This is a genomic window from Mesorhizobium sp. B1-1-8, from assembly GCF_006442795.2.
Lineage (GTDB): Bacteria > Pseudomonadota > Alphaproteobacteria > Rhizobiales > Rhizobiaceae > Mesorhizobium.
In genome coordinates this window covers 2,508,815-2,522,652 of the sequence record NZ_CP083956.1, presented here as the reverse complement: position 1 = coordinate 2,522,652, position 13,838 = coordinate 2,508,815, and the positions used below count along the sequence as shown (strand labels likewise).

The 13,838-nt window shown below is 64.8% G+C and carries 14 protein-coding genes; 7 read left to right on the top strand and 7 right to left on the bottom strand.

The window, feature by feature from the left end:
* The first annotated feature begins 91 nt into the window (after nt 1–91).
* The 4 genes from FJ974_RS12330 (at nt 92) to FJ974_RS12315 (ending at nt 4,680) form a co-directional block, all read left to right on the top strand.
* Nucleotides 92–1,228 (top strand): vWA domain-containing protein, encoded by a 1,137-nt coding sequence (locus FJ974_RS12330; RefSeq protein ID WP_140535142.1) that lies wholly within the window; start codon nt 92–94, stop codon nt 1,226–1,228.
* Nucleotides 1,228–2,115 (top strand): amidohydrolase family protein, encoded by an 888-nt coding sequence (locus FJ974_RS12325; protein WP_181177196.1) that lies wholly within the window; start codon nt 1,228–1,230, stop codon nt 2,113–2,115. The genes FJ974_RS12330 and FJ974_RS12325 overlap by 1 nt, the downstream gene beginning before the upstream one ends.
* Before the next feature lie 85 nt (nt 2,116–2,200).
* On the top strand, nt 2,201–3,202 hold the full coding sequence (locus FJ974_RS12320) for an ornithine cyclodeaminase family protein (protein WP_140535137.1): 1,002 nt from the start codon (nt 2,201–2,203) through the stop codon (nt 3,200–3,202).
* Complete coding sequence (locus FJ974_RS12315; RefSeq protein ID WP_140535134.1) at nt 3,199–4,680, top strand: HAL/PAL/TAL family ammonia-lyase; 1,482 nt, start codon at nt 3,199–3,201, stop codon at nt 4,678–4,680. The genes FJ974_RS12320 and FJ974_RS12315 overlap by 4 nt, the downstream gene beginning before the upstream one ends.
* 19 nt (nt 4,681–4,699) lie before the next feature.
* Here FJ974_RS12315 and FJ974_RS12310 read toward each other — a convergent pair whose 3' ends face one another.
* From FJ974_RS12310 to FJ974_RS12290, 5 genes are read right to left on the bottom strand one after another with little or no spacing between them, the layout of a single operon-like run.
* Nucleotides 4,700–5,503, bottom strand: coding sequence for a 3-methyl-2-oxobutanoate hydroxymethyltransferase (locus tag FJ974_RS12310; RefSeq protein WP_140535131.1), 804 nt, complete (start codon nt 5,501–5,503; stop codon nt 4,700–4,702).
* Between the two features lie 32 nt (nt 5,504–5,535).
* Nucleotides 5,536–5,850, bottom strand: a complete 315-nt coding sequence (locus tag FJ974_RS12305) for a MocE family 2Fe-2S type ferredoxin (protein ID WP_140535129.1) — start codon at nt 5,848–5,850, stop codon at nt 5,536–5,538.
* 26 nt (nt 5,851–5,876) lie between these two features.
* The gene (locus FJ974_RS12300) at nt 5,877–6,965 is read right to left on the bottom strand and encodes a fatty acid desaturase family protein (protein ID WP_413468352.1); all 1,089 of its coding nucleotides are present in this window, start codon (nt 6,963–6,965) and stop codon (nt 5,877–5,879) included.
* A gap of 25 nt (nt 6,966–6,990) precedes the next feature.
* On the bottom strand, nt 6,991–7,905 hold the full coding sequence (locus FJ974_RS12295) for a sugar phosphate isomerase/epimerase family protein (RefSeq protein WP_140535124.1): 915 nt from the start codon (nt 7,903–7,905) through the stop codon (nt 6,991–6,993).
* A gap of 49 nt (nt 7,906–7,954) precedes the next feature.
* Entirely contained in the window at nt 7,955–9,043 is a 1,089-nt protein-coding gene (locus FJ974_RS12290) for a Gfo/Idh/MocA family protein (RefSeq protein WP_140535121.1), read from the bottom strand.
* A gap of 162 nt (nt 9,044–9,205) precedes the next feature.
* On the opposite strand from FJ974_RS12290, the gene FJ974_RS12285 reads away from it, so the two are divergent.
* The 3 genes from FJ974_RS12285 to pcaF are packed head-to-tail and all read left to right on the top strand — an operon-like array spanning nt 9,206 to nt 12,064.
* Nucleotides 9,206–10,063, top strand: a complete 858-nt coding sequence (locus FJ974_RS12285) for a CoA transferase subunit A (RefSeq protein ID WP_140535118.1) — start codon at nt 9,206–9,208, stop codon at nt 10,061–10,063.
* On the top strand, nt 10,060–10,857 hold the full coding sequence (locus FJ974_RS12280; RefSeq protein WP_140535116.1) for a CoA-transferase subunit beta: 798 nt from the start codon (nt 10,060–10,062) through the stop codon (nt 10,855–10,857). Before FJ974_RS12285 ends, FJ974_RS12280 begins: the two co-directional genes overlap by 4 nt.
* A gap of 1 nt (nt 10,858) precedes the next feature.
* Nucleotides 10,859–12,064 (top strand): 3-oxoadipyl-CoA thiolase, encoded by a 1,206-nt coding sequence (gene pcaF, locus FJ974_RS12275; RefSeq protein ID WP_140535113.1) that lies wholly within the window; start codon nt 10,859–10,861, stop codon nt 12,062–12,064.
* 27 nt (nt 12,065–12,091) lie between these two features.
* On the opposite strand, the gene pcaD is transcribed toward pcaF, so the two are convergent.
* Nucleotides 12,092–12,895: a 3-oxoadipate enol-lactonase gene (gene pcaD / locus FJ974_RS12270; protein WP_140535111.1), complete on the bottom strand. Its 804-nt coding sequence runs from the start codon at nt 12,893–12,895 to the stop codon at nt 12,092–12,094.
* Nucleotides 12,896–12,983: 88 nt separating this feature from the next.
* Complete coding sequence (locus FJ974_RS12265) at nt 12,984–13,838, bottom strand: sugar phosphate isomerase/epimerase family protein (RefSeq protein WP_140535108.1); 855 nt, start codon at nt 13,836–13,838, stop codon at nt 12,984–12,986.

Here is a 13,838-nt window from a genome sequence, read left to right as displayed (position 1 = left end):
TCAACGTTGCAGGATTGAGCGGAGCGCCCAAGCTGCCAATCTCCCCCCTTGAGGGGGAGATGTCCGGCAGGACAGAGAGGGGGGCGAAGGAATGAGGCGTGGGGAAAGCTTGCCTCGTCCGACCACGCCCTTCCTCGGCTTCGCCAGACTGCTGCGCCGTCACGCCTTCGCCATCGCGCCGGAGCAAGTCACCAGCTTCATGCAGGCGGTCACCCTGCTTGGCCCGCGCTCGATGAACGACATTCGCGAGGCAGCTCTTGCGACGCTGGCGCCCTCGCCCGACCGCCGCGGCGAATTCGAGGCGCATTTCCGCAGCTACTTCTACGGCGACGCCAAGCCTTTGATCGAAGGCGAAGATGACCAGGAAACCCGCATCAAGGACGATCGCGGCACACGCGAAGAAGAAAAACAGATCGTTCGCCAGGAGAAAGGCGGCGAGCTGTCTTCGGCGCTCGAACGGCTAAGCAGCCGCGATTTTCAACGCGACCTCGATGACCTTGGCTCATTCCGCCGCAAGCTTGCGTCCGCCCTGCCCGCCCGGCGCTCGTTCCGCACCGCCCGGACCCGCTCGCGCGGCACGCTCGACCTTCGCCGCTCGCTGAGCGAGATCGTCAGCGCCGATGGCGACATCCCCTGGCCGCTGCTGCGCCGCCGCCAGATCGTTCCGCGCAAACTGCTGCTGCTCATCGATGTCTCCGGCTCGATGAAACTGCACACCGCCGATTACCTGAAGCTGGCCCATGCCGCGGTGCAAGGCGCCGGCCGCGCCGAGGTCTTCACTTTCGGCACGCGGCTTACCCGCATCACCTCGGCGCTGCGCATCCGCGACCGCGACCAGGCGCTCGCGCGCGCGGCAGCCCAGGTCGACGACTGGGACGGCGGCACGCGCATGGGGCCGACCTTGCTTGCCTTCCTCTCGGTGCCACGGTTTTCGGCCTTTGCACGGGGTGCGGCGGTGGTGATCCTGTCGGATGCGCTGGAGCGCGGCGACCATGCCGAACTTGAAACCGCGATGCACCGCCTGAGCGTCCGCGCTTTCCGGCTGTCGCTGGCGACGCCGTTGGCCGGCGATCCGCGCTTCAAGCCGGCGACGGCAGCGCTTCAAGCGATGCTGCCGGTGCTCGACGATCTGGTCGACGGCTCGTCCCTGAAGAGCCTCAGCAATTTCATCCTGTCGCTCGCCCGCCCTGCCCCGGCGGCCGACGCCATCTGGAAAAGGGTCTCGTGATGCAGAAAGCCATCGACGCGCATTTCCACATCTGGCGCCAGCAGGACCAGCCGTGGCTGGTTGGGCCGATGGTGCCGCGCATCTTCGGCCCCTACGAGCCGATCCGCCGCGACTATCCGATCGAGGAATTCCTCGAAGACCAGCAAGGCTCCGGCGTCGAGAAGGCCGTCTATGTCCAGACCAACTGGGCCAAGGAGGACTTCGAGAAGGAAGTCGCCTTCCTGCAGAAGACAGCCGACGAGACCGGCTGGCCGCACGCCATCGTCGGCTATGCCGACATGACGGTCGACGACGTGCGGCCGCAAATCGATCGGCTGAAGAAATATCCGCTGCTGCGCGGCGTGCGCATGCAGCTCCACTGGCACGAGACGCCGGCGTTTCGCTTCGCCGCCTCCGCCGACCAGGTGATCGATCCCAAGGTGCGCGCCAATGTGGCGCGGCTCAAGGATTATGGCCTCTCCTTCGACCTGCAGCTCTTCCCGGCGCAGATGCAGGACGGTCTGACGCTGGTCGGCGAGAACCCCGAAACCAATTTCATCCTCACCCACGCCGGCATGCTGACCAGTATGGCGCCGGAAACAACCGAGGCGTGGAAGGCCGGCCTGCGCACGCTCTCCGCTGCGGGCAATCTCTACGCCAAGCTGTCGGGGCTCGGCACCTTCGTGCACCGCAACGATCCGCAGCTAATCGCCTATATCGTCGACAATGCGATAGAAATCCTCGGCAGCGATCGGCTGATGTTCGGCTCGAACTTCCCGATCGAGAAGCTGTGGACCAGCCACGCCGAGCTGATCAAGGCGCACCGGGACGCGGTGGCAAAGCATGGCGCGACGGCCGAGGCGGACATCTTCTGGAACACCGCTGAGAAAGTTTACCGCCCGGTATAGAGACCTGGTCCAGTCCAGAAGTTTAACCAACAAACTTTCGTGCGGCGTCGCGGCCTGTTATGGATGCGGTGGCCGAGGGAAATGCATGAAGCCCATCTATATCGACTACCTCAACGCGCTCGATATCGAAGCGCTGGCGATGACCGACGCCGAGATCATCGATGCGGTCGAGGCCGGCCTCATCGCGCAAGGCAACGGCCAGACGGTGATCGAGCCGCGCGTCCACCTCGAGCCCGACCCGTCCTTCCACGGCCATTTCAACGTGCTGCGCGGCTATGTGGCGCCGCTCGATGCGGCCGGCGTCAAGATCGTCGGCGACTACGTAGACAATTACCAGCAAGGCCTGCCGTCTGAATTCGGCATCCTGAACCTGTTCGACCCGCGCACCGGCACGCCGCGCGCCATCCTTGATGCCACCGTCATCACCGACATGCGCACCGGCGCCGTCACCGCGATCGGCGCCAAGCATCTGGCGCGCAGGAATTCCAGGGTGCTCGGCCATATCGGCGCGCGCGGCACCGCCTGCTGGAACGTGCGCCTGCTCGACCATCTCTTCGATTTCGACGAGATCCGCGTCCATTCGCGCCGGCCCGAAAGCCGCGACGGCTTTGCCGCCAAACTCTCGGCCGACCTCGGCAAGACGGTCACGGCAGTCGCCGACTGGAGAAGCTGCGTCGAAGGCGCCGACATCGTCGTCGAGGCTTCGCGCCTGCCCGAGCCGCAGCCGCTGCTCAAGACCGAATGGATCAAGCGCGGTGCGCTGGTCATGCCGTACGGCACGATGAGCGCGGTGGAACTGTCGCTCACCGACATCATGCAGAAGCTGGTCGTCGACGACTGGGGCCAGTGCAAGGGCGGCAAGTTCGGCTCGCTGCGCGCCCATGTCGAGACCGGACGCTTGAGCGAAAACACGCTGCATGCCGAGCTCGGCCAGATCGCCGCCGGCCTGAAGCCCGGACGTGAAAGTGACGACGAGACGATCCTGTTCTGGCATCGCGGCCTGTCGCTCTCCGACATCGCGCTCGGCAAGGCGATGCTGGCCAAAGCCGGCCGGCAAGGCATCGGCCAGAGGTTGCGCTTCGCATGACCCCGCTCGTCCTCACCGGCGCCGGTGTCAGCATCGAGGACGTGGCGGCCGCCGCGCGCGAGGGATGCAAGATCGAGGTCACGGCAACTGTCATCGAAAAGCTGGGCCAAGCCCGCAAGGTGCTAGACGACGCGGCCGCCGCCGGCCAGCAGATCTATGGGCTGAACACCGGCCTCGGCGCCAATCTCGGCACGGCCGTTGCAGGCGACGCCGCCGCTTTCCAGCGCCAGCTTCTCGAAGGCCGCAGCGCCGCTGTCGGCGAGGCGTTGCCGGTCCAGATGGTGCGGGCGGCAATGTTTGCCCGCCTCGCCATGCTGTCGGCGGGCGGCTCCGGTCTGTCGCCGCGCGTATTCATCGCGCTTGTCGAAGCCCTCAATGCCGGTGTCCATCCGGTGATGCCGTCGCTCGGCTCGATCGGCGCCGGCGACCTGGTGTTGATGACGGCGATCGCACGCATGCTGATCGGCGAAGGCGAAGCCGAATACCAGGGCCGGCGCATGCCTTCCGCCAAGGCGCTGATGATGGCGCGTCTCGTGCCGGTCAGTCTGGCGCCCAAGGACGGCCTGTCGCTGATCAACGCCTCGGCGGTCTCCACCGGCGCCGGCGCGCTGGCGCTGACCGATGCGCTGTCGGCACTGGACCAGCAGCAGCAGGCCGGCGCGCTGACCATGGAAGGCATCGGCGCCAACCGCACCATCCTCGACCCGCGCCTGCATCTGGCGCGGCCGGCCGCCTGCCAGCAGCTGGCGGCGAGGGCTTTGCGCGACCTGCTCGCCCGCGACGAGGCGCCGCCTCCCACCACCTTGCAGGACCCGCTGTCGATCCGCTGCATGCCCTCGATCCACGGCGCGCTGATCCAGGCGATCGATCATGCAAGGCTTGCTGTCGAGATCGAGCTCAACGCGGCGGCCGACAACCCGCTGGTGCTCGCCGATGACGCGCTGGTGCTGTCGACCGGCAATTTCCACACCGCATCATTGTCGCTTGCCTTCGAGACGCTAGGCCTCGCCATCGCGCAGGCCGCGGCCGCCTGCGCCGCCCGCTTCATCCAGCTCACCGGTTCGGGCCGCAACGGCCTGCCGAAATATCTGTCGCCGATCGGCGGCGCGTCGGCCGGCTTCGTGCCGTTGCAAAAGACGGTGACGGCGATCCTGGCCGGCATCCGCCACAAGGCCAATCCGGTGATGCTCGATTTCCTGCCGGTGTCGGAAGGGGTCGAGGACCACGCGGCTCAGACCCCGCTTACGGTTGCCAAATGCGCCGACATGGTCGCGCTGTGGCGGCGGCTGATCGCCTTCGAGCTGATGGCGGCCGCGCAAGCCGCCGATCTGCGCGAAGGCCCGACGCTGGCGCCGGCGACCGGTGTGATCCATGCCGCGGTGCGCACGCATGTTGCGACGCTCAAGGAAGACAGGCCGTTGGGCACGGACGCCGAAGCGCTGCACGCTGCGCTCGCCAACGGCGCATGGCAGGCCTAGCCGCGGCAAGCCTGGCAACTCAGGCCTTTCCGTCCACCCTCTTCATGAAGAGGCTGAGCTCGTTCGGATCCATGCGCACGATATGCCTGTCTTCCGGATAGGCGCCGCTGTTGACGTCCGCGACATATTCGGAGAATGCCGCCACCCGCTCCGCCTGCAGCCGGTCATACTCGGCGGCGAAGTTGCGATAGACCTTGGAATGGCGGGGCATGTGGCCCCTGTTCTGGCCGAGAATGTCGTCGGCGAACAGATATTGCGCATCGCAGCCGGTTCCAGCCCCCATCGACAGCATGATCAGCGAAGTGCGCTCGGAGATGGCCTTGGCCACCTCGACCGGCACCACCTCGATCTCGGCGCCGACCGCGCCGGCCGCCTCCAGCTGCTTCACCGCCTCGAACACCTGCATGGCCGTGTCGGCGGTCTTGCCGACGGCCTTGAAGCCGCCGGTCCAGGTCGCGCGCGACGGGATCAGGCCAACATGGCCGATTACCGGGATCGCGTCGTCCGCCATCCGCTTGATGGTCGCGTATCCGGCGCTGCAATAGACCGCATCGGCGCTGGCCTTGTAGAGGCGGAAGGCCCAGCGCAGGAAATCGTCGGCCGTGCCGATCTCGAAGAAATTGTCGCCCGGCATGGTGAACAGGCTGGGCGCGGCATCGCGATATTGCGGATTGAGCACCAGTTCCGGCGGCACCGAGACGATGTCGACCCCTGCCCGTTCGGCGGCCTCCGCCTCGTCCATCGTCAGCACGCGCAGCATGGTCAGCTGGCGCTTGCCTTTCATGGCGCGCAGGTCGGCGACGGTCGGTCTCTTTCGGCTCATCGTATCTGAATCCTTGTGGCTTGGGCGGGCGATCAATCGATCGCGATCATCACCTTACCGGCCTCGACCTTGACCGGATAGGTCTTGAGGTTGACGCAGACCGGCGCTCCCTTGGCCTGGCCGGTCTTGTAGTTGAAGCGGCCATTGTGCTTGGGGCATTCGATGATGTCGTCCATCACCAGCCCGTCGGCCAGATGCGCCTTCTCATGCGTGCAAAACCCGTCAGTGGCGAAGAACTCGTCGTCCGGCGAGCGGTAGATCGCGAAGCTGCGGCCGCCATGGTCGAAGCGGATGACGTCCTCTTCCTCGACGTCCTCCACCGCACACGCCTCGACCCAATCGGCCATTTTCGTTTCCTCGCAGTCCCGTCCCGCTATTCGGCCGCCGCCGACATATCGACCTCGTGGAACTCGCCGCGATAGGGCTTGGCCGTCGGCGGCAATTCGCGCTTGAGGTAATAGTCCTCGTATTTCAGCTGCCTGAGCAGCACCGGCCAGGCCTCGCGATAGGCATGCCAGATCGACGGGTTCGGCTCCGGCAAATCGTGCTTGATCAATTCATGCAGCTTCGGCAGCGCGTGATAGGGCACCATCGGGAACATGTGATGCTCGACATGGTAGTTCATGTTCCAGTAGATGAAGCGGCTGATCGGGTTCATGTAGACGGTGCGCGTGTTCAGCCGGTGATCGGTGACGTTGTCGGCGAGTCCGATATGCTGCAGCAGTCCGGTCATCACCATGTGCCACATGCCGTAAAGGCGCGGCAGGCCGATCAGCACCAGCGGCAGCCATGACCCAAGCGCGATCGCGAGAGCGATCGTCGCGACATACACGACCATGTGCCAGCGGGCGGCCGTTACCGCCTTGCTCTGCTCCGTCTCCGGAACGTAGCTTTTCTCGTCGTCCGACAGCTTGCCGAACGCCTGCCGCAGCAGCGTCGGCAGTGAATAGCGGAAGTCGAGGATGCCGGTGAAAGCCAGCGCCGCCTTCAGCAGGTCCGGCGGCCGCATGACGGCGATCTCGGCGTCGCGGCCGACGATGATGGTGTCGGTGTGATGGCGGGCATGGCTCCAGCGCCACTGCACCGGGTTGCGCATCAGCATGAACGAGGCGATGTGGTAGACGACATCGTTCATCCAGCGCGTTCGAAAAGCCGTGCCGTGGCCGCATTCGTGCCAGCGCGAGTCGCTCGACGAGCCGTAGAGCACGCCGTAGACGAACAGGAACGGCACCACCCACCACGTGCCCCAGAACCAGACGATGCCGGCGGCAGAGCCCAGGATCGCGGCAAGCCAGATCATCGTATCGCGGATCGCCGGCCCGTCGGAGCGCTGCATCAACTCCTTCATAACCTTGCGCGGCACATCGGTATGGTACCACTCGGCCGAGGCAAGCCCGGTCTCGATCGCAATCCGTGTGCTCTGGCCGACAAGGCTGTAGTCGCGTTTGGTGCTGGCCGTCATCGCCATCGTCTTCTCCCGCTCAGCCTCAAAGGCCGTTGGCGCGGAATTTCCCATCCAGAAATGTCTTGGCGCGCGGCACGTCGTCCTCGGTTAGATGCTCGATGATGACCGGGATGTTTGGATGCTTTTCGCTGAGCCGCTTCAGATAAAGATCGTAGTTGAGCGCGCCGAGCCCGGGCGCCGGCAATTCGATCTCGCCGACGCCGCGGAAGGTCAGTCCCTCATGCGCGTCCGCGTCGCCGATATCGGCGTGCTTCTCCGATTTGTCGCCGCCCGAGCGCTTGACATCCTTGGCATGCGCGATCCTGATCTTGTCGGTCAGCGTGTCGAACACCTGGTTCAGCACCTGGTCCATGCGGTCGATGTTGTACGCCTCGAAATAATTGGTCGGATCCATCAGCAGGCCGAGCCCGGGATGATCGACCTGCGCGAACATCTTCACCGTCTCTTCGACCGAGCCGACGACATTGTTGACATAGGTCTCGAGCAGGAACACCGCGCCGTGGTCGTAGGCCGTCTGGGCAAGGTCGGAAATCACCTTGCGGCATTCCTCGAACCCTTCCTCGGTCTTGTTCCTGGGGTGATGCACCCAGTCGGATTCGGTGTTGTAGGTGCCGGTCTCCGAGATCACGTAAGGCGAGCCGAAGTCGCGCGCGTTGCGGATGATCTCCTTCAGATAGCCAAGCCGCCTTTCGCGCTCGGATTTGTCGGGATGGATGATGTTGGTGTAGCCCGAGATGCAGCATACCGGCAGATTGTGGTCGCGAAACGTGTCGCGCACCTTGCGCGCCTTGTCCCCGGTGATCTCACCGGCCGACAGATCGATATCCTTGAAATGCAGGTCGAGCTGCACCGTGTTGAAACCGAGCGCGCGAATGCGCCTGGCTGATTCCTCCAGCTCGTAAGGAAAATAGCCTGTGAAGATACCTGCCTGCATCATGAGGTGAAGTCCTCCCGGTAAGCGATTCAGTTGCCTGTCTATTAGTCGTTTAATCGACAGGGATTTCGGACAGCCTGATCGTGCGAGCCTGCGCCATCGAGCGGTAGCCGGCCTCGACCAGCGCCATGGTCTTGACGTTGTCGGCGACCGACAATGCCGGCGGCGTGCCCGTCTTCAGCGCGTATTGAAGTTGCTCCATCACGCCGATGAATGCGTGCGGAAACCACATCGTGTCCCAGCTCGGGCTGACCCACTCTCCATCAGTCGTTTCGGTCGAGGCGTAGGTCAGCGTCGAAGCCACGCTCTTCGGCCAGCCGATCGTGCCCTTGGCCACGCCCTTGGTGCCGTCGACACGCCAGGCGATGTGCTGGTCGTCATGATAGCCTTCCTGACGCGGGCCGGACCAGACATCCTCCAGCGACACGGCGAGCACGCCGGACGCGAATCGCAGCGTCGAAACCGTGATGCCATCGGAATGTTCAAACGTCGTGCGCGGGTCCTTGCGCGTCAGCGTGGTGATCTCGTCCGGATCGCCGAACAGGAAGCGCAGCACGTCTAGATGATGCACGCTCATATTGGCGAGCGTCAGCCGGTCGTAGCCGGCAAGGAAAGTCTGCCAGTGCGGGATCGCATGCATGTCGATCTGCGCAAACACGATCTCGCCGAGCGCGCCGCTGTCGATGATCTGCTTCAGCACGCGCATCGACTGGTCGTAGCGCATGTTCTGGTTGACCGAGAGGATCTTTCCCGATGCAGCCGCCTCGTCGCGCAGTTTGATCGCTTCCTCGACCGACAGCGCCAGCGGCTTCTGTGCCAGGATCGCCTTGACGTGTTTCTGCGTCAGAGCGTGTCGGATCAGCGCCGGCTGCTGGTCCGGCGGGAAGGCCAGATCGACGATCTCGACTTCTGCGTCCTCGATCAACTGCTCCGGCGTGTCGTGCACGGTCGGGATCGCCCAGCGGGCGGCGACCTTTTCGGCATTGGCCTTGGTGCGCGACGCGATCGCCACCACAGGAAAGCCGGCTTGCGCGTAGGCCGCGAGATGGCATTCGGCCATGATCATGCCGGCGCCGATGCAGCCGATCCGGTATTCCCTGGCGCGAACCTTCACATCCGGTTCGAAACCCATGCCTGCCATCCATTCCTCCCGTCGAGGACTGGATATAACGCCATGGTCGGGACCTCAGCCAAGGCCCACACCATCATTTCCCATCAGGGTCCATGGAAGGTGCTCGTTCGCCAAGCGCGCAGGAGTTTGCTAGACGAAGGGAATTCTTCGCTGCGACTTGGGACATGGGCGATGGTAAAATTCCTGCCGCTGAAAGAGGCCGTCGCGCAGAATTTGCACGATGGCGACGCGGTCGCCTTCGAGGGCTTCACCCATCTGATCCCGACAGCGGCCGCGCATGAGGCGATCCGCCAAGGCTTTCGGGACCTCACCCTGATCCGCATGACGCCCGACCTGATCTACGATCAGATGATCGGCATGGGCATGGCGAGGAAGATCGTCTTCTCCTATCTTGGCAACCCCGGCGTCGGCCTGCTGCGGCGCGCACGCGACGCCATCGAGAACGGTTTTCCACGCCCGATCGAGGTCGAGGAGCACAGCCACGCTGGCATGGCGAATGCCTATGAGGCTGGCGCCGCCGGCCTGCCCTGCGCGGTGTTTCGCGGCTATCGCGGCGCCGGGCTGCCGGCGGTCAATCCGAACATCCGGTTTGTCACCTGTCCGTTCACCGGCGAAGAGCTGGCGGCCGTTCCCGCGATCCGGCCCGACGTCAGCTTCATCCATGCGCAAAAGGCCGATCGCAAGGGCAACGTGCTGGTCGAAGGCATCATCGGCATCCAGAAGGAGGCGGTGCTGGCGGCCAAGCGCGCCGTGGTGACGGTCGAGGAAGTGGTCGATAATTTCGACGACCTCCACCCCAACCTCACCGTGCTGCCAAGCTGGACGATTGCGGCGATCTCGGTGGTGCCGGGCGGCTCGCATCCTTCCTACACGTACGGCTATTACGCGCGCGACAACGCCGCCTATCTCGAATGGGACGAGATTGCCGCCGACCGCGACCGCTTCCGGGCCTGGATGCAGAAGAACGTCATTGAAAGCACTGCGGACGACTTTGCCGCCCGCGTCGAGCATTTGAGGTCAGCGGCATGAGCGACGGCCCCGGCTTCACTCCGAACGAGATGATGACGATTGCTGCAAGTCGCGCGCTGAAGAATGACGACGTCTGCTTCGTCGGCATCGGCGCGCCTTCTGCCGCCTGCAATGTCGCCCGGCTGACGCATGCGCCAGATATCACCCTGATCTACGAAAGCGGCACCATCGGCACCGCGCCCGACGTATTGCCGCTGTCTATCGGCGACGGCGAATTGTGCAAGACGGCGGTCACCACGGTGGCGGTGCCGGAGATGTTCCGCTACTGGCTGCAGGGGGGCCGTATCTCGATCGGCTTCCTCGGTGCGGCTCAGCTCGACAAATTCGGCAACATCAACACCACCGTCATCGGCGACTATGCGCATCCCAAGACCCGGCTTCCCGGCGGCGGCGGCGCGCCTGAGATCGCCACTTCGGCGAGGCAGGTCTACATCACCATGGCGCAGTCGAAGCGCGCCATGGTGGAAAAGATTGACTTCCTCACCTCCTTTGGCCATGGCGACGGCGGCGATCACCGCAAACGGCTCGGCATCGACACCGCCGGCCCGACGCTGCTGATCACCGACCTCGCCGTCTGGAAGCCCGACCCCATCACCAAGGAATTCACCGTAGTGTCGCTGCATCGCGGCGTGACCCGCGAGCAGGTGCAGGCAACCTGTGGCTGGACGGTTAAGTTCGCCGAGCCGCTTGACGAAACGGCGGCGCCGACGGAACTCGAGCTGAAGACATTACGCGACCTGCAGGCCCGCACCAGGACGGCGCATGCGGGAACCGCCAAAGGGAAAGCTGCATAGGATGGCCGAGGCCTTCATCTGCGATTACATCCGCACGCCGATCGGTCGTTTCGGCGGCGCGCTGTCCTCGGTGCGCGCCGACGATCTTGCCGCCATCCCGCTGAAGGCTCTTATGGAGCGCAATCCGGGCATCGACTGGGCTCAAGTCGACGACATCGTCTTTGGCTGCGCCAACCAGGCCGGCGAGGACAACCGCAATGTGGCGCGCATGGCGCTGCTGCTCGCCGGCCTGCCCCAGGCCATCCCCGGCTCGACCGTCAATCGTCTCTGCGGCTCGGGCATGGACGCCGTCACCATTGCCGCGCGCGCCATCAAGGCCGGCGAGGCGGAGCTGATGATAGCCGGCGGCGTCGAATCGATGAGCCGCGCGCCCTTCGTCATGCCGAAGGCAGACGCCGCCTTCTCGCGCAATGCCGAGATCTACGACACGACCATCGGCTGGCGCTTCGTCAACCCGCTGATGAAGAAACAGTACGGCGTCGATTCCATGCCGGAAACCGGCGAGAACGTCGCCGAGGAATTTTCGATCTCGCGCGCCGACCAGGATGCCTTTGCCGTTCGCAGCCAGGACAAGGCCATCGCCGCTCAAGCCAACGGCCGCCTGGCGAAAGAGATCACGCCGGTGACGATCGCGCAAAAGAAGGGCGAGCCGGTCGTTGTTGGCAAGGACGAGCATCCCCGCGCCGGCACCACGATCGAGGCGCTGGCCAAATTGCCGACGCCGTTCCGGCAGGGCGGCACGGTGACGGCCGGCAATGCCTCGGGTGTCAATGATGGCGCGGCGGCGCTGGTCGTCGCCTCGGAAGCCGCCGTGAAGAAATATGGCCTGACCCCGATCGCCTGCATTCTCGGCGGCGCCGTCGCCGGCGTGGCGCCGCGCATCATGGGCATCGGACCGGCGCCGGCCACCAAGAAACTTTGTGCCCGCCTCGGTATGAGTCCGAACCAGTTCGATGTCGTCGAGCTAAACGAAGCCTTCGCCTCGCAGGGCATCGCGGTGCTGCGCCAGCTCGGCATTGGCGAGGACGCCGCGCATGTCAATCCGAATGGCGGCGCCATCGCGCTTGGCCATCCGCTCGGCATGTCGGGCGCCCGCATCACCGGCACCGCCGCGATCGAGCTTCGCGAGCGCGGCGGCCGCTATGCTTTGGCCACCATGTGCATCGGCGTCGGCCAGGGCATCGCGATCGCGCTGGAGCGGGTTTGACGCCAACCGGCTCGCCGAGAGACGACGTTAGCCTCTCCGATTGGCGAGTGAGGCTTCGAAGTCGCGGATAAGGTTGGCCAGCACCTTCGGCTGCTCGATGCAAATGATATGGCCGGCGTCCTGGATCACTTCGAAGCGCGCGCCGGGAATGAGCTCGGCCAGCGAGCGCACGAGGGCGGGCGGCGTCGAGCCGTCCTGGTCGCCGACTATACAGAGCGTCGGCACCGCGATGCGTCGCGCGGCCTCCGTAAAATCGGCGTCGCGAACCGCAATGCACGTGCCGATGTAACCGGGCAGCGCCTGCCTGGTCAGCATGTTGCGGCAACCTGCAAGCTCGGCCGCGCGCGTGGCGTGGAAATGCGGCGTGAACCATCCCTTGAGCACCCCGTCGGCGATCGCCCCGATGCCGTCGCGCTCGATCGTCGCAATGCGCGTGTTCCAGCTCTCGGCGGTGCCGATCTTATGGGCGGTGTCGCTGAGGATCAGCGCCTCGACGAGTTCGGGACGGCGGGCATAAAGGCCCTGCGCGATCACGCCGCCGGCCGACAGTCCGAACAGCGTGATCTTGTCGAAGCCAAGGTGATCGATGAGGGCGCTCAGGTCATCGACATGGTCGTCGATGGAGCGCACGCCGCTGCCAATGTCCGAGAGCCCATGGCCGCGCTTGTCATAGACGACCATCGGCATTTCACTGCCCAGCAACGAGACGATTTCGTCCCAGATCCTGAAGTCCGTGCCGAGTGCATTGATGAAAATGATCGGACGAGCAGTACCTCGTGCCTCAATGTGGCGGTAGTGCAGCGTGATGCCGCCGACGCTTACGAATGCCACGATCCCTGATCCTCCGAAGCTTGCATTGCAAAGGACGTTTGGTTCGGTAAATCGAGACGTGTCTCCTTCGTTCCGTGCCGCGGCGCCGCTACCCCAAAGTCAGACCGGCCTTCCTCGCTTCCTCGCGCAGGAACGGCAGGCCGACCTCGATGACGTCGCGCGGGTCTTCCGCCACCGGCCGCCACACCGCCAGCCCGCCGGCAATGTCGACGTCGACATGGTTCATGCTTTCCAGCGTGATCGCGCCCTCATAGCCGATGTCGGCGATCGCCTTCATGCAGGCCGCCCAGTTGAGCATGCCGCGCCCCGGCACGCCGCGATTGGCCTCCGACACATGCACATAGCCGAGGAAGGGTGCGGCCGCCTCGAAACCGGAAGCAAAGCTCTCTTCCTCGATATGCATGTGATAGGTGTCGAGATGGATGAAGATGTTGTCGGCGCCGACCCGCTCGATGATCCGCGCCGCATCGATGCCGCGGTTGATGAGATGCGTCTCATAGCGGTTGCAGGGCTCGATGCCGAGCTTCAGGCTGCGTGCCTTGGCTGCCTTCGCCGCCCGTTCGAGGAAGCGGCACATGCCGTCGATCTCCCTTTGCGTCGGCGCCCGGCCGGTGGTCTTGCCGATCGTGCCGTAGGTGACGCCGCCAAGCGCCTCGCTGCCGACCTCGTTGCAGACCTTGAACGCCGGCTGCAGGAAGTCGAGCGCCTCTTCCGGCCGCTCGACCACGTCGAGCGCGCGCGGCAGGCCGAGCGAGGGGATCAGCTCGACGCCATAGTGGCTGGCGAAGCCGCGCGTGCGCTTGGTGTCGATCTCCTCCGGACGCAGCAGCGGGATCTCCATCAGGCTAATGCCGAGCTCCTTCAGCCGGTCCATCTGCGGCTCGATGCGGGCAAGGTCCCAGACCGGGGCGATGGCGAAAGTGTGCAGTCCGAAAGTGTTCAT

Bases quoted from the DNA above. Each gene is read 5' to 3' on its own strand.
- FJ974_RS12330 (WP_140535142.1), top strand. From the start codon at position 92: ATGAGGCGTGGGGAAAGCTTGCCTCGTCCGACCACGCCCTTCCTCGGC.
- FJ974_RS12325 (WP_181177196.1), top strand. From the start codon at position 1,228: ATGCAGAAAGCCATCGACGCGCATTTCCACATCTGGCGCCAGCAGGAC.
- FJ974_RS12320 (WP_140535137.1), top strand. From the start codon at position 2,201: ATGAAGCCCATCTATATCGACTACCTCAACGCGCTCGATATCGAAGCG.
- FJ974_RS12315 (WP_140535134.1), top strand. From the start codon at position 3,199: ATGACCCCGCTCGTCCTCACCGGCGCCGGTGTCAGCATCGAGGACGTG.
- FJ974_RS12310 (WP_140535131.1), bottom strand. From the start codon at position 5,503: ATGAGCCGAAAGAGACCGACCGTCGCCGACCTGCGCGCCATGAAAGGC.
- FJ974_RS12305 (WP_140535129.1), bottom strand. From the start codon at position 5,850: ATGGCCGATTGGGTCGAGGCGTGTGCGGTGGAGGACGTCGAGGAAGAG.
- FJ974_RS12300 (WP_413468352.1), bottom strand. From the start codon at position 6,965: ATGACGGCCAGCACCAAACGCGACTACAGCCTTGTCGGCCAGAGCACA.
- FJ974_RS12295 (WP_140535124.1), bottom strand. From the start codon at position 7,905: ATGATGCAGGCAGGTATCTTCACAGGCTATTTTCCTTACGAGCTGGAG.
- FJ974_RS12290 (WP_140535121.1), bottom strand. From the start codon at position 9,043: ATGGCAGGCATGGGTTTCGAACCGGATGTGAAGGTTCGCGCCAGGGAA.
- FJ974_RS12285 (WP_140535118.1), top strand. From the start codon at position 9,206: ATGGTAAAATTCCTGCCGCTGAAAGAGGCCGTCGCGCAGAATTTGCAC.
- FJ974_RS12280 (WP_140535116.1), top strand. From the start codon at position 10,060: ATGAGCGACGGCCCCGGCTTCACTCCGAACGAGATGATGACGATTGCT.
- pcaF (WP_140535113.1), top strand. From the start codon at position 10,859: ATGGCCGAGGCCTTCATCTGCGATTACATCCGCACGCCGATCGGTCGT.
- FJ974_RS12265 (WP_140535108.1), bottom strand. From the start codon at position 13,838: ATGAACACTTTCGGACTGCACACTTTCGCCATCGCCCCGGTCTGGGAC.